The following is a 19,382-nucleotide window of genomic DNA, read 5'->3' as shown; positions in this document are numbered from 1 at the left end:
ATTTCTCTCTCCCGTGAGAAATGAATGACTTTACGGCGGTGTTTTCCGGTGCACTGATCGGCGATCAGCCTTCAGCGAACAGCGTCAGATTGTCGTTTGCACCAGCCGCCGCAAGCTCGCGCTCTGCCTGTGGTAAAGCCGTAATCAGGGACGATTTCACCGGCGCGATCGCTGACTTTGCTCCAGTGCGCGACGACATTCTCGGCAGCCTGATCGTCGTTTCCGATCTGTATGCCCTCGGTCAGTGTCACGTTGGCACGCGCGAAGTGCCCAGCGCCTGCACACAGAATGGCGCGGGTCGGAGCGGCTTCGCCGGTGAGCGCCAGAAGCGCCTTGCTGACGAGCTGCGGCGACAGGCGCTCAAGAGCATCAGACGACAGAAGGCCATCCGTCATCTGTGTGGCGGCCGTCGGCGCCAGGGAATTGACGCGGATATTGTATTTTTCACCTTCGATCGCCAAGGTCTGCATAAGCCCGACCAGCGCCATTTTGGCTGCGCCGTAATTGGCCTGACCGAAGTTGCCATAAAGGCCGGAAGACGAGGTGGTCATGACAATGCGACCATATGTCTGCTGGCGCATGATGTCCCAGACAGCCTTGGTGCAAATCGCCGCCCCCATGAGGTGGACATCGAGCACGAGGCGAAAGTCGGCGAGGTCCATCTTGGCAAAGCTCTTGTCGCGCAAGATCCCGGCATTATTGACGAGAATATCAATACGGCCCCAGGCTTGCATCGTTGTCTCGACCATTTCTGCGACCTTGTCTTCGTCGGTCACAGAGGCCGCAAAGGCAATGGCTTCACCACCCTGAGCAATGATTTCTTCCGCAACGCTTTGTGCGGTGTCTTCACTCATGTCGTTAACGACAACGCGAGCCCCCAGGCTGGGCCAGCTCCAAAGCGTGGCATCGACCCAGTCCTGCACCCGCTCCGGTGACGATCGCAATGCGATTGTGCAACTCCATCGTCGAGTTCCTCCTCCTCGAATTACTTTATTCACTCACTAGTGAATTAACGAATATTACGCAAGCAATTATTTTCGTTGAACGGCCGTTTGTGGCCGCCAAACCACAGCAAACGTCACTGTTTCGAAAAGCTGGGACTAGGCGTCGCCTGCGTCTGTCTTGCCTTGGCCACAGACCGCAAGGAACCCGGCAGTCATGAAGGTTGCCATACGCTCCTTCACGGCGAGAAAGTCATCTGACTTACAAAGACCGCCTGAGAGCTTGTCGATGCGTCCGGTGCGCGCCAACGTCAGCATCAATGCACCGGTGACAAAGTGATAGCTCCAGAAGATGTCTTCTGCGGTCGATCCAGGCAAAGACCGCTTCAAGAGGTCGATCAACCGCAGCACGACAGGATCGAAATATTCGTCCATCAACTCAGCGCCCCATTCAGGGGTATTGGCAACCTGGGCACCCAAGGCAGCATAGTTCTTCCAGCCATCACCACCTTCGATATAAAGATCGAGATCCGTGTCGAGAAAGGCCCGCAACGCCCCCTCCACGGTAGGCTTGTCGCCGACTTTGGCCTCATACTCATCGAGCGTCCTCATCCGGCGCTCGCTTGTCACGACGGCGCGACGAGCGAAGACCGCATCGAAAAGCTTCGTCTTGTCATCGAAGTAATAATTGATCAACGTGTGATGCACGCCGATGCTCTTGGCGACATCCTTCAGGGTCACACCATGCAGACCGTGGCGGGAAAAAAGATATTCTGCGGTGTCCAGAATCTGCTCGATAGTGTCGGCCCGTCGTTCGGCCTTGGTCGATTTTTTAGGCGATGCTTTGGACGTCGAAGCCACGCGAAGACCTTTCTGTGCTGCTCGGCCAGAAGAGACCGGACAAGCTGTCCGCCTGTTCCTTCTTCTGGCAATACCAATCCCGGATAGCGCGCTTGGATACGGGCTTTCAGGTGTACTTGTTGCCACCTATCCTTTGGATCCGCATTAATGTCGCAGCCGCACGGATGCGTCAATGTTCACTCACGCTTGGGTGAGTTTTTTGCAACGCCCTGCATCCAGCTCAGATGTTGACTTCGAACAAACCGGCCGCCCCCATGCCGCCCCCAACACACATCGTCACGACCACATAGCGCACACCGCGACGTTTGCCCTCGATCAGGGCATGACCAACGAGACGGGCACCGGTCATGCCATAGGGGTGGCCAATGGAAATACCACCGCCGTCCACATTGTAAATCTCCGGGTTGATGCCAAGATAGTCGCGGCAATACAAAGCTTGAACGGCAAAGGCCTCGTTGAGCTCCCACAGGCCAATGTCATCAACGCTCAGGCCGTGCTGCTTGAGCAGCTTGGGCACGGCGTAGATTGGACCAACCCCCATTTCCTCAGGGGCACACCCTGCAACTGCCATACCGCGATAAGTGCCAAGCGGATCAAGTCCACGACGCTCAGCAAGACCAGCTTCCATCAGCACGCAGGCTGAAGCACCATCCGACAATTGACTGGCATTGCCCGCAGTGATGCTCCCCCTTCCAGCACAGGGCGAAGCGAGGACAAACCTTCCAACGTCGTCTGGGGGCGATTGCCTTCATCTCTTTCCAAGGTTATCTGGCGTTCGGACATCTGCCCGGTCGCCTTGTCCGTCACCAGCATCTTCGTCGAAAATGGGATGATTTCGTCATCAAAGCGACCGGCCTGCTGCGCGGCGACGGTGCGCACTTGTGAGGACAAGGCGTATTCATCCTGTGCTTCACGCGAGATATCATAGGTTCTGGCAACACATTCCGCAGTTTGCAGCATGGGCATATAGGCATGCGGAACCTTGGCAATAACGGTTGGGTCGGCGCTCTGACCCGTCCAGTGCAAAATACTGATCCTGCACGGCGGAGATGTTCTCCTGACCTCCGGCCAGGGTCACGTCCATGCCATCAACAATGATCTGTTTTGCCGCGGTCGCGATCGCCATGAGACCCGAGGCGCATTGCCGATCCATGGTCTGGGCGGCCACAGTTTGTGGCAAACCCGCCGCCAGCACCGCATTTCGGGCAAGATTTCCCCCGGCAGTTCCCGCCGCCAGAACTGTTCCAAGCACGACGTCGTCGATTTCATCCGGCGCAACCCCGGCACGCTCGACCGCATGACGCAGGACATGGCCGGTCAATGTGGGAGACTTTGTGGCATTCAGACTACCGCGATAGGCTTTACCGATCCCAGTGCGGGCCGTGCTGACGATGACTGCTTCTCTCATTTGGCGTCCTCCACTGTACGGGCCATCTGCGGCTGCGGGGATTGTTTTCTTTGCGTTGTAACTGCACTCGGTTTGCCATGGTCAATCCGCAACCGGATCTTGTCGATCTTGCCCGTCGCCGCTCTCGGCATGCTGTCCACACGGATCACGGTGTTCGGGATCCACCAGTTGGCCACACGCCCCCGCAAAGGCTGCAACAGATCTGCATCGCTGATGCTATGTCCCTGTCGCAGTTCCACCACAAGAACCGGGCGCTCCCCCCATTTATCATCGGGCCGGGCAATAACCGCGGCATAGGACACAGCGGGCAGGGCACCAACAATGGTTTCAATCTCTGCTGGGTTGATCCATTCGCCGCCAGACTTGATCAGGTCCTTGGCTCGCCCTGTAATGGTCAGATTGCCTTTGGCATCGAGACGCGCCAGATCGCCGGTATCGAACCAGCCATTAGCATCCGTTGCCGAGGTTTCCTGACCGAAATAGCTTTCAAGAACCGAAGCTCCGCGAACCTTCAAGTACCCTTCGACATTGCGCTGTTCGGGCAACGGGGTGCCGTCAGCCTGTGTCAGCAACAAATCCATGCCGATCGCCGGGCGTCCCGAGAGGGTCGCGCCATGAGTTGGCTCATTTGCGGGCGCCATCGTACCTGTCGGAGACAGCTCGGTCATCCCCCAGCTTGTCTGAATAGTGACGCCGAGACGCTCTTCGATACGTTTGACGAGAGCCGGCGGGAAGGGCGCACCGCCAACCAGAATGCGCTTCAGAGTGGGAACATCGCCGCCGGTCGCTTCCAGATGCTCCAGAAGTCCGAGCCAGAGTGTCGGAACGCCAACGGCAATAGTAACACTCTCCTGCTGAATCAAGGCGGCAAGGCTTGCGCCATCAGCTTTGCGCCCCGGCAGAACCAGCTTCGCCCCGACAGCAGGTGCTGCGAATGGAAGGCCCCATAGGCATTGGCATGAAACATCGGAACGACAGCAAGCAAACTGTCGCTTGCCGTGAGGCCGATCATGTCGGCCTGCAACAAGCGCAGAGCATGCAAAAAACTGGATCGATGTGTATAGGTAACACCCTTTGGCGCACCGGTTGTACCGGAAGTGAAGCACAGGCCGGAGGGCAAGGTCTCATCAAACGCACCCTAGTGCCACATCCGGGGTTGAGGGAAGTAGCGCATCGCCCAACACAGCAATGCTGACAGGCTTGGCGCCAGAGACGTTGCCTCTCAGATGCGCGTCCTCGCCCAGAACGTCATGATCAATAATGAAAACCTGGACGAGAGCATTGTCCAGCATCACAAGATCCCGGGCCAGCGGCATAAGATCGGCGCTCACGAACAGAACGCGCGCGTTAGACTGCTTCAGCATTTCCGAAAGGTCATCGGCCGTCAGGCGTGGGTTCAGCGTATGACAAGATGCCCCCATCCCCATGATGGCATACCACGCTTCGACATGCTGACGACTGTTCCAGCGCTCAGCGTTGCCACGTGGTGTCCCTGTGTCACACCTTTCGAGACAAGCAGAGCAGAAATACGCTTGGCCCGCGCATGAATTGCGGCGTAACCGGCGCGGTCGGTGGAGCCATCCGCCAGTGCTGTAACAATCTCGGTCTCGGAATGCCATCGCTCGGCATGATCAATAAACCGGTTCAGGGTCAGTGCAAAGGGCTGCATCGTGCCATTGATCATCGTTCTGTCTCATTTTCTGAGGTCCAGGATGAGCCCGGCCATGCACAAGAGTGCGGGCGGCCATCCGCGATAAGGGGGGCCTGATGCCAAAGTGCCTGCATGATATTTCCTCCCGCGCATTTGATGCGTCTTTGCTCGCGGCATCTCCTCCTCGCCGCGGCTGCTACCTTTCATCCATATTACACGCCAAGTCAACATTCACTCTCAAGTGTGTGAATAACTTAGAGAGCACACGATTAATGTCATGAGAGTGGGAGGTAATCGATGTTTCCAGCTGCAAACAGGCTCAGTGACGATTAGACGCCTTCGCTGGACACGTCATTGAAAACGTCCACGCACCCTAATGGAATCGCGCCGCATCCGCTGCAATAACGACCCGTCTGATGACGGCCATCCCGCAATGTCATGACGAAACAGATGAGAAACCCAGCCCGGGGGGCAAACCCTACCCGGGCTGGTACGCCTCATCAGCCGACAGGGTTCATCATCGCAAAGATGCTGTCGAACGTTCCATCCCGCTCGGCCCAACGGCGCGGCAAGTCACGCTCAAGCAAGACTTCGCCACGCGGGTAATCACCACTCTCGAGCAGAGCCAGAACCTGAGAGACGTAAGCGTCAAGAGGCATGGCCCGTTCGTCCGTTTCCTGCGCTTCACCGGTAAGCTTGGTCTGAACATAGGGCGGCGAAAGCTCCAGCACCTCGATGTTCTCGTTCCGAAGCTGATGGCGCAAGGAAATCAACCACGAATGCAGAAAGGCCTTGCTGGCACAATAAGCCGGGAAATCCGCACGGGGCAGAAAGGCCAACGCTGAACTCGTGGCCATCAGCGTTGCATGAGGCTGTTGTTTCAGCACTGGCAAAAAAGCTGCAACTGTGCGCAAGACGCCGATGATGTTCGTTTGAACCACCATCTCCGCATCCAACGATCTCCAGCCACCGGTGCTCATATCCTCTGTGCAGGAGATGCCAGCGTTGGCAATCAGCATGTTCAACTGTGGAAACCGGGCCTTGATTTCGTCAGACGCTGCGTCAACGGTCGCTGCATCATTCAGGTCAAGTTGCAGCGTGGTGATACCCGGTCTTGCCGCCGTGATCTCGGTCAACTGCGCCTGTCGTCGCCCCGTGATGATGACCTGATTGCCGAGATCATGAAAGGCCTCGGCCAGTGCACGTCCAATGCCACTAGTGCCACCGGTAATCAGAATGATGTTGTCAGTCATTTTCATGGTCGGAACCTTTCCGAAATATTTCAGGAAAAGGCTACGGCAACCGGGCCATGTCTCACGCACGTCCCTACATCCGGTCATCCGACCAATGTCAGCACTGTTTTGCGAAAGACTTGGGAGGTCAACAATCCGCGCCTTCTGTCCGAGTTTTCCCTGCTGGGACCCTCTCGATTCAGGACGCGTTGGATGACGGTAACGCCTACGGCAGACGCATATAATCGCTGCACCCGTATTGCTATTGCCTGACACGATGCCTGTCAACGCCCGAGCAGGGGATCTTGCAGAAAGCACATCCCAGTTACAATATTTGTTGTCACCAAGTTAGGCTCCAGACCCATAAAATGGCTATGCAAATCGGTTGAAGTCTGATTCAAGCTCCTGAACAGGCGTTTGACGATGTCAGGTGGGTTTTTCTGGCTCAGCGATGAGCAGTTTTCGAAGTTGCAGCCTCTGTTGCCGACCGACACACGCGGCAAGGCCCGTGTCGATGACCGGCGGGTGATCAGCGGCATCATTCATGTTCTGAAGTCGGGCGGTCGGTGGATTGATGCACCAGAAGTCTACGGACCGCGGAAAACTCTCTACAATCGCTTCGTTCGCTGGTCTGAGAAAGGTGTCTGGACAGGGATCTTCGACACATTGTCCCAAACTGGCGGCCCTGTGCTCGAGGTGATGATCGACAGCACCGCCGTTCGGGCGCATCGGGTCGCCCATGGTGGCAAAGGGGGGCTCAAGCCCATGCCCTGGGCCGAGCTCGTGGTGGTCCGGGAACAAAAATCCACGCCCTGAGCGATACCTTCGCCCTACAACCAGAACGCCTGATCGCCGACACTGCCTACGGCACGGGCGAGATGCTGGACTGGCTGGATCGCCAGCGCGGGATCACGCCTCATATCCCGGTGTTTGACAAGTCGGCGCGCCGGGATGGAACATTCGAACGCACCGACTTTACCTATGATGCCGAACAGGACACTTACACCTGTCCGGGCGGCAAGGAGTTGAAACAGAACCGTCGGGCCTTCACGACGGCCAGAGAGCAGAGGCCGGACGAGCATGGGACGCTGCGCTACCGGACCAGCAAGGCCGACTGCGATGTCTGCAAACTGAGGAAGAAGGTTGAGATGCTGTTCGCCCATCTGAAGCGGACCCTGGGGTTGATCCGTCTTCGATTGCGAGGCCCTCTCGGCGGGCGCGACGAATTCCACCTCGCAGCCACCGCCCAGAACTTCAGGAAGCTCGCAAAGCTCCTGCCGCCACCACAAATCGCCTGCTGAAGAGAAGCGGGACAACGCGCGCTCAATTTCGGGAGAAACCCACAGCAGCTACCGGGCCGCGTTTTTCAACGGGATAAGCCCAAACCGGACCTTGATCTCAGGGCGCGCCGCTACGGCTCGGTGTCACTCAACCGGTCGTTCATTCCTTACGCAGCATACTGACAGCGGCGAAGGTCCGCAGTGTGGCGCTTCGCCGCTGTCCGTCGCCTATCCGAAATCTCGATTTATGTCTTCCGCTCGCCTTCGGTCTTTCTCAAGCGCCGTCTTCCAATAAATCGCCTTGGCCTTGTCGCAAATCGACGCTGTGAGCATGCCTTCCCTTTCCAGCCTCGCTCCGGCCGCAATGGCGAAGGCGCCATGCACGACCTCGTCCGGTCGCGATGTGTATTTGAGGGCCAGGTGAAACTCGTGCTGTCGCATGGTCGCCGAATTTGAAGGGCCGGTTCCAAGCAAGAATTCCTCCGCGCGGTCATTGTCACCGCAAGATGGCAGGCTGCTCGCCCTTCGGCAAATCGACAAGACGGAGCGTGTCTTCCCAAAGCTTGTGAGCACGGCCTTCGTCGTAAGACAGCTTCGACGAGCGTCTCTCTATCAATTTGCCATCATTGGACTGGAAATATTTGCCTGAGGCATCAGCATAAGAAGGATCTACCGAAAGCCTGGCGAGCGATGCGCCGGAAAATTCGATGCTGCCCATCGTGATCCCCATGCGCCTTTGCAGCCAATTGGCAAAGCCCGTCCGGCTGAGCCATTGAACCGGCTTCGGCAATCCGCGCAGGAAACCGCTGCCAACTGTGCTTCCCGGATCAAAAGCGATCGCGCTGATCGTGCTGCCCGAGCACCTCAGCCGCCGGTCCAGCTCGTATGTGGTCAGGATGTTGCACAGCTTGGAGGTGGCATAGCGCTTGCTTGCCGAAAGCGGCTTCTGCCCGTCCTTGCCGATATTGGCCAGTATCGTCGCATCCGGTTCGGCGACACCCAGAAGCTTGCCGTCCATCGTCTCGGGGTCATGGGTGCCACTGGTCGTGAAAACGACGCGGCCCTGGTCGAGCAACTGATCGATCAGCAGCTCTATCAGCAGGAAATGCCCGAGGTGGTTCGTCGCGAAGGTCTCTTCATAGCCGTCATCGGTGTAGTTTACTTGCTCGAACCGCGCACCTGCATTGCATAGAATGGCGTTAAGCGGCTCTATCTCGCCCTTGGCGATCATTTCTCGGCATCTCGCAGCAGCGGCCCGGACCGAGGCCAGCGACGAGGTGTCCAGCACGAGTGGCGTAGCGATGATGCCAAAAGTCTGCGCCAGATCCCGCGCCACCGGGGAGATGCGGTCAAGGCTGCGCCCCGCCAGAACCAGGTTCGTGCGGTAGTGTTCGGCGAGATGCCTGCTGCATCCCAAGCCGATGCCGCCATGTCCTCCAGTGATCAGAACGGTTGTCATAGTATAGCTTCCTTTCCAGAGGTGGCGCGCGCGGCGATGATCATTCTGGAGAACCCGAGGAACTCGAGCGCCAGGTGTATTTTGTGCCCCTCGACCATCTCGGCGGGCGCGGCGGCGGGCAGGCAGCAGCCGGACTTCATCGCCACACCGTTTTCCAATGGCTTGAGCTGAATGAAGGCGGGCGCGTTGATATCGGTGCCATCGGGCAACCGTGCCACGCCCCCGAAGGCAAAGGGATAGCTTTCATCCCTTTCGATCGGCACCGAGAGATCTTCCACCGGCGTCAGCCACAACTCGGATGGACCGCCGAACATGCCGAAAATTTCGATGCCTTTCATCGTCTCGCCGTCTTTGTGAATGTAGAAGTGATCGGGGTTCGACATCGGGTAATTGTCGAGAAACGGCGCCATCGACTTCATGTTTGCCACCAGTTCATCAAAGGAAATTCCGCCGATCACGATATCTGCGATACAGGTTTGAAGCGGGCGACCTTCGGAGCGGGTGTTCATCTCCTTCCACCGCCGGGCTGACGCCTCCAGCCCGGCCCCGAACCGCTCTCGGAACCCGTCGAGACCCAGGATGTCTTGGCCGCCGCGCCCAGCTCCCGTGCTTGCTTGGCATTCAGAAGGTTGATCTCGTCGTGAGACAGCGAGCGCTCTTCACTGTTGATCACGACACCCCCGCGCATCAGTTCGTGCAGAATATGGATGTCGCGGTAGTAGCCGATCATATCCAGCATTCCGACCGAACAGAGCTGGCCGTCGATTGTACATTCATAGGTGAAGTCGGGCATGGCAAATCCTTCTGCGATGAGGTGCCTATATCGGGCATGTCAAGTTTGCGTCTGACATCCATGGCCACACATCGCCGCCGCCGCGCACCACCAGCGACCGGAAACCGGCCGGTCATAGGGATTGTGGATATCGGAGCTCTTCAACCAAGAATGCTTGTTTGAAGATAGGCAAGGGGGCTGTATTATAAATCATAATAAGTATCATTTTTGTTAGAGATAGTCCTGAAATGACCGCAGACCCCCTGACAGAGATTGTCACGCTCCTCAAGCCATCCACGCGTTTTTCAAAACTCGTCGAGGGCGCCGGTTCATGGAGAATCCATCGCCCGGGCACGGGCGATCCGTTCTACTGCGCCGTTCTGGAAGGCCGTTGCCGCATGGCGATTGATCACCAGCCTCCACTGGACCTTCAGGCAGGCGATTTCGTTCTCGTTCCGGCCATGCGCGACCTCATCACCGAAAGCTTCGACGCGCCGAAACCGGGAACGGCCATTGTGCCGACGGAAATTGCAGCAGGCCATTTTCGCGTTGGTTGTGGGGATGGGACGCCCGACTTGCGGATGCAGATCGGCCATTGCCACTTTGGCTCATCGGCTGCAAGCCTACTGGTTTCTCTCCTGCCGCAGGTCATTTTCGCGCGAGATGAGGCACGACTTAAGACGCTTGTTGAGCTTGTTGGAGATGAAGCGCGTGCCGGTCGACCGGCACGATCGCTCATTCTCGAACGCTTGCTTGAGGTTCTGCTGATTGAGGCTTTGCGAAGTTCCGGCGAAGCCGCATCCGCGCCGGGTTTGGCGCGGGGGCTCGCTGATGATCGTCTCGCGAGCGCCTTGCGCGCTGTTCATGCTTGCCCGGAACACTCATGGACCGTGGCGGAAATGGCCGATCAGGCATCACTCTCCCGCTCGGCCTTCTTTGGCCGCTTCAACCGCACCGTGGGGATGCCGCCGATGGAATATCTTCAAGCGTGGAGGATGGCCCTGGCGAAACGCCTCATCAGCGAAACCGGGCTGAACATGAGCCAGATTGCCACCCGTGTCGGGTATGGCTCGGCCAGCGCGTTCAGCATCGCATTTTCCCGCCAAATGGGCGTGCCGCCTGGCCGCTACAGCACGAATAAGAGAGCCATCGGTGGTGTCGAGTAACGGCAGCCTCTGACCCTCGTCGCTGGTAAGCATCATCCATGACGCCTTCGCCTGGTCCTGAGCCTGAGCCTGATCGAAGGAATGGTCTCGTCGCCTCCCTTCATTTCGGGCCCCTACCGGACGCTCGGCCTCTTCGACATCTGCGCCGCGGCATTGCAGAAGCGGCCGATTATGTGCCGTGCATCATGGCAGGCGATTGCGCGACCGAGTTAGTGAAAATAAGGCCATGGCATCAAGCAGCCGCGAACTGTTCGTTTTCATCAACGCCGTCCTCACACACCGTCAGATACCCGCCGCCTCGCATTCCTGGCATCCGATTTGGCTGCAGGTCAGTCGCCGGGGCCCATCTGAAAAACGCCTTGTACTCGCGGCTGAACTGTGACGGGCTGTTGTAGCCCACGGCAAAGGCGACTTTTGTCACGCCCGTGTCGCCAGCCTTGAGCAGGCGTCACGATAATAATAAAGCGTAATCATATCAGGTCTTTCTGTAGTTTTGGCGGGGAGAGCAGGGCCGTCACGGCCCCTGCAGGATGCGGCGATCAGGCCACGGGCATGGCTGGTAGGTCGATCCGGGTATCCTCCCCTGCGGTGATCAGCGCGCTGATCCGAGGATCGTCCAGCACGGTGTAGGGAAACACGCTTGGGATCGCGCTAACGCGGTCGAGGCGCGTGATCTGGTCGTCTGTCAGCCGCAGGCCGGTCGCGGCAAGGTTCTCCGCCATCTGCGCCATGCTGCGTGGCCCGATGATCGGGAACACCCCCTTGGCCGCGACCCAGGCGATAGCCACCTCACCCAGCGTGACCTCGTGCTCGGCGGCGACCTCGAACACTGTATCCAGAATGGCCGTACGCTGCGCGGAATTCTCGGGGTGGAAGGCGGCGCCACCCAGTCCCTCTTCTCGTCCAGTTTCTGTCAGCGGTTTGCGATACTTGCCCGTCAACACACCACCGCCCAGAGGCGAAAACGCGGTAATCCCAAGGCCGAGGGCCTGTCCTGCCGCAATCAATTCTGCCTCGGCACTACGTGCCACGAGGCTGTGTTCCAGCTGAAGCCCTGCCACCGGAACGCTGCCGCGCAGTTCAGCCAGTGTCGCCGCCCGCGACACCCGCCAGTACCGGGAAATCCGAAAGCCCTGCATAAAGGATCTTGCCCTGCCGCACGAGATCATCGAAGCCGCGCATGATCTCGTCTACCGGGGTCACGCCATCCGCGACATGCACTCAATAGAGGTCGATCCGATCGGTCCCGAGCCGCTTCAGGCTCGCCTCGACCGAGGCAACCATCGCCTGCCGACTGTTGCCCGTGGTCAACACACTCGCGGTCTCGTCCGTGGCGACGGCGAATTTCGTACCCAGAACGAACCTGTCTCGGCGCCCCTTCAGCATTTGTCCTAAGAATTCCTCTGACTCGCCGCTCTGGTATCCGTTCGCACTGTCGAGGAAGTTGCCGCCAGCATCGGCGTAAGCATCAAGCATGCGGCGGGCCTCGGGCAGTTCGGCCCCATGCCCCCAGCGGGTGCCGAAGTTCGATGTGCCGAGCACCAGTTCCGAGACCCTGAGACCTGTGTGAGTGCCAAAGAGTTTCAATCGCATTTCAATCTCCATCTTCGCGGGACGCGCAGCCGGTCAGAACCGCGCAACCTTTCCAATCCGCAGCCCGGATATTACAAACGGGACAGCGCTCCATTTAATAATGGGAGCACTGCTCCGTTTGTCAATGCCAAGAGATAGGGATCTGGTATGCGTGCTGATGCGAAAAAAATTTCGACAGCCTCCTCGCCATCGCACGTGAGGTCATAACTGAACGTGGGGTCGATGCCTCGCTGCGTGATATTGCGCGGCGGTCTGGGGTCGGCCTGGGAACACTCTATCGCCATTTCCCGACCCGAGAGACACTTCTGGAGGCCCTTCTGCATCAGGCGCTATGCGATCTTATCGCGCGCTCAGAGGTGCTGTCGCGCACCCATGCGCCGGACCGAGCTTTGACAGACTGGTTCATTGAAGCCACTATATTTGTGAGCGTTTTCAACGGTGTCGTGGATCTGATGGCAGCGGCTCTCGCTGATCCGAGCTCTGCCTTGCACGAGGATTGCAAGACCCTGAGACAGGCAGGTGCGCGCCTCTTGGAGCGCGCTCAACAGGCGGACCTTGCGCGCGCAGACGTCGATGGGGAAGACCTCTTCGCCCTTATCGGCGCGGCAGGCTGGATCGGCGATCAGTCTGCGTTTGAGCCACGCGCCGACCGGTTGGCAGGCATTATCGCCGAGACCTTGCTGGCGGCGCCACCGGCCCGCAAGGGCAGAAGCGGCGGGTGACACGGAGCAAGGCTCCGCCGCTCAAGATAAATGCACCCAATTAGGGCGTAATACCAAGCGCAACTGATCAGAACCGATGAGCCCATTGCCGATTGACATTATGGTCCATGGTTGCTCGATGAGCAGCACCAAATGCGACGGCAGCCCTTGAACCTGCGCTCGATCAACCGCATGCTGACACGCGCGGAGGTGCTGGAAAAGCAGCCGGTGCTGAATTGACTGGAGCGGTCCCCGGTTCCTTGGCACGTTCGCTGCTGAAAGCGGCATTCAAGGCGGATAGTTGCGAACAAGGCTGCCGATCCGAAACATTTCCTGCCATTAATCAGAAGCGACACCATCTTGCTTCAGCCAAATGATGCATCCGGCCAAATAATCCCGGGCATCAGCTGAAAGGCGGGTTATGCCCGCACGGCGGGCCAACTCGAGCACCGGATCGTCGCTATTGTCAACCTCTTGCGCGTGGACGCCATAAAGACTTGCGATCTCTGTGCGCGATATTTCCCTGATACTACGATCCAGGCTCTGCTCTGTAGGCGACGCGTTCGCGATAACTGTCCTTCTTCCAGACGAACTCAACCCCGTTTTCCGAATGGATATCACAATCGCCGAGACATTCCCGAACGCGCTCGGCGATGCGGCGGCCTGTTCTCTGCCAGCCATGCACAGCCGAGATCCGTCGTCCCAGCAGGGCTACCGGCAACGGACCTTCTTTCTCGACGATCCTTGCAATGAGGCTTTTCAGGATAGGATCATAGGATCTGTCATAGAATGCTTCGGCATCGGGAGTCTGATCTTGCTCCTGCTCGAATTTATGGGACGCATTACCGGGTGCTGCGCGCGCGACCAGACGATTCTGCCACTCGGTCTCGTCGGATTGCTCCTCGCGGGGCGGCCGGAGCGGAATGATTTCTGCCTCGACGACCGGCGCGCCCGGTTCGTCTGTATCTTGCTCGGATGCTTCCGTAGCGGAAAGGGTCTCCTCTGGTTCGGGTACCGTTCCATCATTTCCGGAGACCTGCTCTTCGGCTTCCTCGCCTGGCCGCTGCTGCGCTTCGCTCTTCCCGGTCTGCCTCCAGACGCTCCACGAGCGCAAGATGAATGCGGTCGACGACGGCCTGCCTGTTTCTGAACCAATCCGTCGACCATATCCTCAGAATGGTCCAGCCAAGTCCCTCAAGAACAGCCTGCCGTACCTTGTCTCTGTCTCTTGCGGTTGCTGAGCGGTGGTAGGTGGCGCCATCGCATTCGAGCCCCGCCAGATAGGCACCGGCGTGGTCTGGGTGGACAATGCCGAGATCAATGCGGAATCCGGAAACCCCGATCTGTGAGCGAACCTCCCAGCCTCTTTGCTGAAGAGCAGTCTTCACGGCAGCCTCGAACTGACTTTCGACCGGGCCGACCGAACCTTCGTCTTGCGCCGGCAAAGCCACGGTCCCGCGTGCGGCGAAATCGAGGAAAGCCTTGAGGTGCTTGACCCCAATCGCCTTCGTTCGTGTCAGGTCGATTTCATCCGCGGAGATCGACGCGAATATATGGAGCTCGCGCCTCGCTCGGGTCACGGCCACATTCAATCGTCTTTCACCGCCATCCCCGTTCAGCGCACCGAAAGCCATGGAGAGTTTGCCGGCAGCGTCGTGGCCGAAGGTAATCGAAAACAGCATAACATCGCGTTCATCACCCTGAATGTTTTCAAGATTCTTCACGATTACCGGCTCTTCACGGGCATCTTCAAAGAACCATTCGAGGTCCGGATTGTCGCGGCGCTCCGCATCGAGAAGGTCGAGGATCAGACTTTGCTGTTCGCCATTGAAGGTGATGACGCCGAGCGTTTGGCGTTCGTCTTCGGGAAGCTGTAGCCATTCATTCATCCGTGCGACGGCCATCTTGACGATGGCGCGTGCCTCGGTTTCGTTGGTGCGCCCCTTGCCGCGGGCGTAGACGCCGTCAACACGATGAAGCTGGACAGCCATCGACTGGGTTTCCGGCGAGGGAAAGGTCACCAGCCTGCCGCCGTAATAATGCCAGTTCGAAAAGGCGATGAGCGATTCATCCCGGCTGCGATAATGCCAGTCGAGCTGCTGTGTCGGAATGCCCGCGGCTTCGACCTCATCCAGGATGGAGGGGAGATCGCGCTCGATCTCGGGCACATCTTCTTCGGAATCGTCGCTGCGGCCAAAGAAGTTTGTGGGCGGCAATTGCTTCGGATCGCCGACGATGATCGCCTGTTTTCCACGTGCGATCGCGCCGATCGCGTCCCAAGTGGTAATCTGCGAGGCTTCGTCAAAGATCACAACATCAAAAGCGGACTGACCGGCCGGCAGGTATTGGGCAACGGAAAGGGGCGACATCAGTACGCAAGGGGCGAGCTTCGTGAAGGTTCCCGGCATTTCCGAGATCAGCGTGCGGATCGGCATACTCGGGCGCTGCAGCGAGAGCTGATGGCGCAGCGTTCCAAGTTCCGATCGCTTTGGAACGCCGTCACGCGCGGGCAGACCATGCCGGATGCGATGCAGGACCTGACTAGCGGCAATCTCCGCAGCGCGGCTGTCGAGTGCGCGAAACTGCTTGATCCTGTCTTCGTGAGACCAATGCGTGAACCGGCGCAGACATATTTCAGCATCCATCGCCAGTGGCAGCCACCACGCGGCATAAGCCGTTTCAAAGGCATCGGCAGCGGGCATGGTCAGCGAACCGGTTTCAAGGGCGGCCACCAGATTGTCGAGCCCGAATGTCCGGGCCTGTTCGCGGACTTCAACCCACTGCACCCAGTCGGCAAGAAAGTCCTTGTTGTCGAGGATCGTCTGCAGGCTCGCGCCGAGTTCCTTCAGGGGCGTTGCCTTCGGCTCCGAACCGGTCAGCGCTGCAAAGGCGGTGGCCTCCTCATTCCAGCGGTCGTAATGCTGGCGGAAGGTCGTGATCCTGTCTCTCAGATCGTCACGGCTACGGGCCGCCAGTGCCTGCGTCGCATTGGTCCAAACGGCAGCATCAGCAACCTCCGACGTGAACGGGTCCAGCATGTTGCGCATCGCTGTCGCTTCCGCGAGCCAACGGGCAAGGTGATCGCCATCGGTCTTGGTTCCCGCGAAGAGCGGCCAATCCTTCAGCGCGCTGGCGTCGATCTCGGCACGGCTTTCGTGCGCCTCGCTCAGCGCCCTGATATCGCTCGCCGGGTTGACTGCCCCCGCCGTCGCATAGGTCTGCAGAAGCTTGCGAACCGATGATTTGGCAAACACCGAGAACGGCCAGATTTTCGTCTGGGCAAGGCGCCAGTCGGCGTCGAGCTTTTCAAGCGGGATCGATTTTGGCCGTTCCATCGGGTAACTGGCGGCAAGCTGTGCGGTTGCGTCTTGGTAGCCGCGCAACAGTTTGGTCAGCTGCGCAATGTCAGAGGCCAGTTTGCCGGGATCACGCGAAAGCGCCCAGGAAACATCCTCGCCATGCGCAGGGATATCGGTCAAAGCCACGAGTTTCTCAACCCGCCCTGGTGGAAAGCGCCTCGTCACGGGAAAAGCCGGCCGCAGCAGCGAGATGTTCTGCAGCCTCCATCAATTGCACGGACAGAGCCTTCAGCGATGCCGCTCTCGCGAGAAGCTCCGCTTGCCAAGGTGAACGACCAATCATCGACGCGGACGAGATTGAGCGCCGGCCTTTCGCGCACAATCTCGTGGCGCCGACCCAGTGTCTCAGACAGACGCTTCAGGTAGGCATAGCTTTCCGCATCATGAGCGTCTTTGTTATCGAAACCAAGCGAAAATCCGGCGTCTCCGGCTGCGGCCCTTCCGATAGCCTGAAACACGCTGAACCCTTGCGTACCCTCAAGATGCAAAGCCTTCACATACGCATTCAGGCCCTCTCGCGTGAGGACCAAGTCTTCCGTCACCTTGATCCATTCGCCGGGCGAAGCATCGGAGATGCGCTCCCAGCTGCGGCTGATCTGGTCGAGAACGGACTTGCGGTCCGCCTTGTTGGAATGAAGTTCGAGAACAGCGTCGCCGAGGCCGTTGGCCGCCAGTCGCCTGTAAACGACATCAAGCGCCGCTGATTTTTCGGCCACGAAAAGCACCGTCTTGCCGATTGCAAGGCACTGCGAGATGATGTTGGCGATTGTCTGACTTTTGCCCGTACCCGGAGGGCCGATCAGGACGAAATCATGTCCCTCCTGGGCGGCGAGGACGGCGGCGAGCTGCGAGGAGTCGGCGGGAAGCGGCGTGAACAGATCCTTTGGCTGAATGCGGCGATCGACGTCGGCAGCGACAGGAAGGCCCTCGGTGCCTTCAGGCAAGAACGGCTCCGCCGGGCTGTCGACAAGGTGCTTGACCAGCGCACTTTCGCGCAGACTGTCGGTCCTGTCGACGAGGTCTTTCCACATCAGGAACTTGGCGAAGGAAAAGGTCGAGAGCGCTACATCCTCGACAACTTCGAAGCCGGCGACATCTCTGACCTTGCGTCGCATGGTCTCGAAAATTCTCGGCAGATCGTAACCGCTCTCATCATGAGGGAGATCACCCTCAAGTTCGGGAATGGAAAGGGCGAAGTCCCGCTTCAGAAATTCAAGCAGCGTGAAATTGAAACGAACATCATCTTCGTGATGTTCGATAACGAAATCGGACTGTGCCGAGCGCCTTGTCAGTTTGACGGGAATGAGGACCAAAGGCGCGCGATAACTGCGGGTATCACCCTCGGTTTTCTTCCAGCGCAGGAATCCGGCGGCCAGAAAAAGCGTATTGGTTCCGCCTTCCTGAAGATCGCTGTTTGCGCGACGGTAGAGCTCAAGCAGTCTGTTATTGGCCTCCTTACCCGTCAGGGGCACGGCAATCTGCCCCTTGGCAAAAGCGTCCCGTGCGACCTCGGCCAGCATTTGCTGTTCATCGGAAATCAGAAGATCCCTGTTCCCGAGAGGATCTTCGTCCTTGAGCGGCAGGGTCCTGAATTTCTTGCCGTCGGCCAGCTGATCCTCGAGTGTGGATACATCAGGGCACAGGAACGGCAGCGTCTGTTTTGTATCCTTGAAGTTCAACAGTCGATTGCGGAGCGAAAGGTCCAGCAGTTTGCGCTGCCAGCGCGAAATCCTGTCCGCTGCAGTCTTCGGCTCCTCTTCGACCATATCATCTGGCAGCAGAGCAAAATCGAGCGGTTTGGGCAGAGCGGCCGGGCTCGCAGGGATGTCTGCGCTCTGAATAGTATCGTCGGCACGATGGCTTGCAAGCGGCCTGATCCGCGCTGCGCGGGCGCGTCTGATGTCGACGGCAAGCTGGAATGCGTACTCGTTACGCTCGGCCGTGCGTTCCCGCCCCGCTGCGGCTGCTTCTTCGAAACCAACTGTCGGCCTCTTCGTCAAAAGGGTGGATTCCAGCATGACAAACTCGCGCGCGTCGGCGGCCTTGCGCACCGTCATGACGTCAGGCTCGGAGATCGTTCCGAAATCGCGGTCGGTCAGCCAGACGCCGACCTAGGCGATGCCCCTCGGAAAACAGTACCACCGGGTTGAGCCCCGCCGCTTCGAAGCAGGCGGCGGCAAGCAGGGAAAGGTCAAGGCACGTGCCGAGCCCTTCGGCGCGTATGCGCGCAGGATCCCGGATCTTCTGTCCTCGCACTTCGAAGGACGCCGGCGGCACGGCATAGGTCAGGCCAAGGCTGGTGAGCGCCGACCAGATCGCGCCGGCCAGCATCCATGTCCGCGCCGGGCTGTTGGACTGATATCCGTCGATGGCGCCGTTCTGACCTGTCGCTTCAAGAAGCTTTGCCGCATCTTTGAGAACCGCCGCCACAACGGGTTCATTCGGAGAAACGTAGGCCGCAAGCAGACGGGCCATTTCGCCAATGCCGCCCCATTCGTCACGGGCGAGCATCTCGATCCGGTGTGTCTCTTCATGAAGGATCGCACCGCCAGCTTCCACCTTGAGACACAACTCGCCAATTTCGGCCTCGTTCAGGCCGGCAAGCATGGCATTGTCAAGCGGCGTGTCCAGGTGTGACAGCGCTTGCTCGCTACCCGCAGCAATTCGGTCAACAGGCCATGTTTTCGGGCGGATGAGCGCGGGATGACATTCGAGTGAAACCTTCACATCCTCAAGGGGGAGCTCGCTCAAGTTCCTGAGGACAAGCCGCTTGAGAATGGAGACCCCATTTTGGGATGATGAAAAATTGACCCGCGATACAACGTCGAGTTCGACCTCAATAGGATTTCGAATTTCTTCAGTTGAAGTATTAAAAGAGATTTCTTCCAACTTTTGCGCCCCCGATGCATGAATACACATCATTCCTGCACGTCGCCATAGAGTCAAACTTCCATAGCAG

At 58.6% G+C, this 19,382-nt stretch carries 9 protein-coding genes and 7 pseudogenes; 5 read left to right on the top strand and 11 right to left on the bottom strand.

From position 1 onward, the window contains the following. Positions 1-64: 64 nt before the first annotated feature. The 5 genes and pseudogenes from AC0L7U_RS19720 to AC0L7U_RS19700 all read right to left on the bottom strand — a co-directional run bounded on the left by AC0L7U_RS19720 (position 65) and on the right by AC0L7U_RS19700 (position 6,120). A pseudogene (locus tag AC0L7U_RS19720) lies at positions 65-963 on the bottom strand (SDR family NAD(P)-dependent oxidoreductase). 137 nt (positions 964-1,100) lie between these two features. Then, complete coding sequence (locus AC0L7U_RS19715) at positions 1,101-1,802, bottom strand: TetR/AcrR family transcriptional regulator (RefSeq protein WP_473696196.1); 702 nt, start codon at positions 1,800-1,802, stop codon at positions 1,101-1,103. 220 nt (positions 1,803-2,022) lie between these two features. Next, positions 2,023-3,210, bottom strand: a pseudogene (locus tag AC0L7U_RS19710) (acetyl-CoA C-acyltransferase). Further along, a pseudogene (locus tag AC0L7U_RS19705) lies at positions 3,207-4,894 on the bottom strand (AMP-binding protein). The pseudogenes AC0L7U_RS19710 and AC0L7U_RS19705 overlap by 4 nt, the downstream one beginning before the upstream one ends. A gap of 467 nt (positions 4,895-5,361) precedes the next feature. Further along, entirely contained in the window at positions 5,362-6,120 is a 759-nt protein-coding gene (locus tag AC0L7U_RS19700) for an SDR family oxidoreductase (RefSeq protein WP_473696194.1), read from the bottom strand. A gap of 396 nt (positions 6,121-6,516) precedes the next feature. Between AC0L7U_RS19700 and AC0L7U_RS19695 the strand changes: the two are divergent. Both AC0L7U_RS19695 and AC0L7U_RS19690 read left to right on the top strand, forming a co-directional pair. Beyond that, positions 6,517-6,920 (top strand): annotated as a pseudogene (locus AC0L7U_RS19695) (IS5 family transposase); the annotation flags it as partial. Beyond that, a complete protein-coding gene (locus AC0L7U_RS19690; protein WP_473696517.1) occupies positions 6,897-7,394 on the top strand; it encodes a transposase in 498 nt (165 codons plus the stop codon). The pseudogene AC0L7U_RS19695 and the gene AC0L7U_RS19690, both read left to right, overlap by 24 nt. Before the next feature lie 207 nt (positions 7,395-7,601). Here AC0L7U_RS19690 and AC0L7U_RS19685 read toward each other — a convergent pair whose 3' ends face one another. The 4 genes from AC0L7U_RS19685 to AC0L7U_RS19670 are packed head-to-tail and all read right to left on the bottom strand — an operon-like array spanning position 7,602 to position 9,625. Then, positions 7,602-7,847, bottom strand: a complete 246-nt coding sequence (locus tag AC0L7U_RS19685; protein WP_473696192.1) for a hypothetical protein — start codon at positions 7,845-7,847, stop codon at positions 7,602-7,604. A 22-nt stretch (positions 7,848-7,869) separates the two neighbouring features. Then, positions 7,870-8,832, bottom strand: coding sequence for an SDR family NAD(P)-dependent oxidoreductase (locus AC0L7U_RS19680; RefSeq protein ID WP_473696190.1), 963 nt, complete (start codon positions 8,830-8,832; stop codon positions 7,870-7,872). Further along, a complete protein-coding gene (locus AC0L7U_RS19675; RefSeq protein ID WP_473696188.1) occupies positions 8,829-9,341 on the bottom strand; it encodes a hypothetical protein in 513 nt (170 codons plus the stop codon). Before AC0L7U_RS19675 ends, AC0L7U_RS19680 begins: the two co-directional genes overlap by 4 nt. Continuing rightward, complete coding sequence (locus AC0L7U_RS19670) at positions 9,338-9,625, bottom strand: hypothetical protein (RefSeq protein ID WP_473696186.1); 288 nt, start codon at positions 9,623-9,625, stop codon at positions 9,338-9,340. The genes AC0L7U_RS19675 and AC0L7U_RS19670 overlap by 4 nt, the downstream gene beginning before the upstream one ends. Positions 9,626-9,852: 227 nt before the next feature. Here AC0L7U_RS19670 and AC0L7U_RS19665 point away from each other — a divergent pair, with 227 nt between their 5' ends. Next, positions 9,853-10,770 (top strand): AraC family transcriptional regulator, encoded by a 918-nt coding sequence (locus tag AC0L7U_RS19665; protein WP_473696184.1) that lies wholly within the window; start codon positions 9,853-9,855, stop codon positions 10,768-10,770. A 539-nt stretch (positions 10,771-11,309) separates the two neighbouring features. On the opposite strand, the pseudogene AC0L7U_RS19660 reads toward AC0L7U_RS19665, so the two are convergent. Further along, a pseudogene (locus tag AC0L7U_RS19660) lies at positions 11,310-12,363 on the bottom strand (aldo/keto reductase). A 188-nt stretch (positions 12,364-12,551) separates the two neighbouring features. Here AC0L7U_RS19660 and AC0L7U_RS19655 point away from each other — a divergent pair. Beyond that, positions 12,552-12,620, top strand: a pseudogene (locus AC0L7U_RS19655) (TetR/AcrR family transcriptional regulator); the annotation flags it as partial. A gap of 165 nt (positions 12,621-12,785) precedes the next feature. After that, positions 12,786-13,085 (top strand): SbtR family transcriptional regulator, encoded by a 300-nt coding sequence (locus AC0L7U_RS19650; RefSeq protein WP_473696182.1) that lies wholly within the window; start codon positions 12,786-12,788, stop codon positions 13,083-13,085. Between the two features lie 318 nt (positions 13,086-13,403). On the opposite strand, the pseudogene AC0L7U_RS19645 reads toward AC0L7U_RS19650, so the two are convergent. Continuing rightward, positions 13,404-19,342, bottom strand: a pseudogene (locus AC0L7U_RS19645) (DUF3320 domain-containing protein). Between the last annotated feature and the right edge of the window lie 40 nt (positions 19,343-19,382).

This window comes from Roseibium sp. 10G30-5, assembly GCF_055809635.1.
Note: the sequence above shows the minus strand (reverse complement) of the source record. Positions and strands in the feature narration are given on the sequence as shown.

What these genes read in the sequence shown, in the direction of transcription:
- AC0L7U_RS19670 (WP_473696186.1), bottom strand. Translation starts at nt 9,625, where the DNA reads ATGCCCGACTTCACCTATGAATGTACAATCGACGGCCAGCTCTGTTCG.
- AC0L7U_RS19675 (WP_473696188.1), bottom strand. Translation starts at nt 9,341, where the DNA reads ATGAACACCCGCTCCGAAGGTCGCCCGCTTCAAACCTGTATCGCAGAT.
- AC0L7U_RS19665 (WP_473696184.1), top strand. Translation starts at nt 9,853, where the DNA reads ATGACCGCAGACCCCCTGACAGAGATTGTCACGCTCCTCAAGCCATCC.
- AC0L7U_RS19680 (WP_473696190.1), bottom strand. Translation starts at nt 8,832, where the DNA reads ATGACAACCGTTCTGATCACTGGAGGACATGGCGGCATCGGCTTGGGA.
- AC0L7U_RS19700 (WP_473696194.1), bottom strand. Translation starts at nt 6,120, where the DNA reads ATGAAAATGACTGACAACATCATTCTGATTACCGGTGGCACTAGTGGC.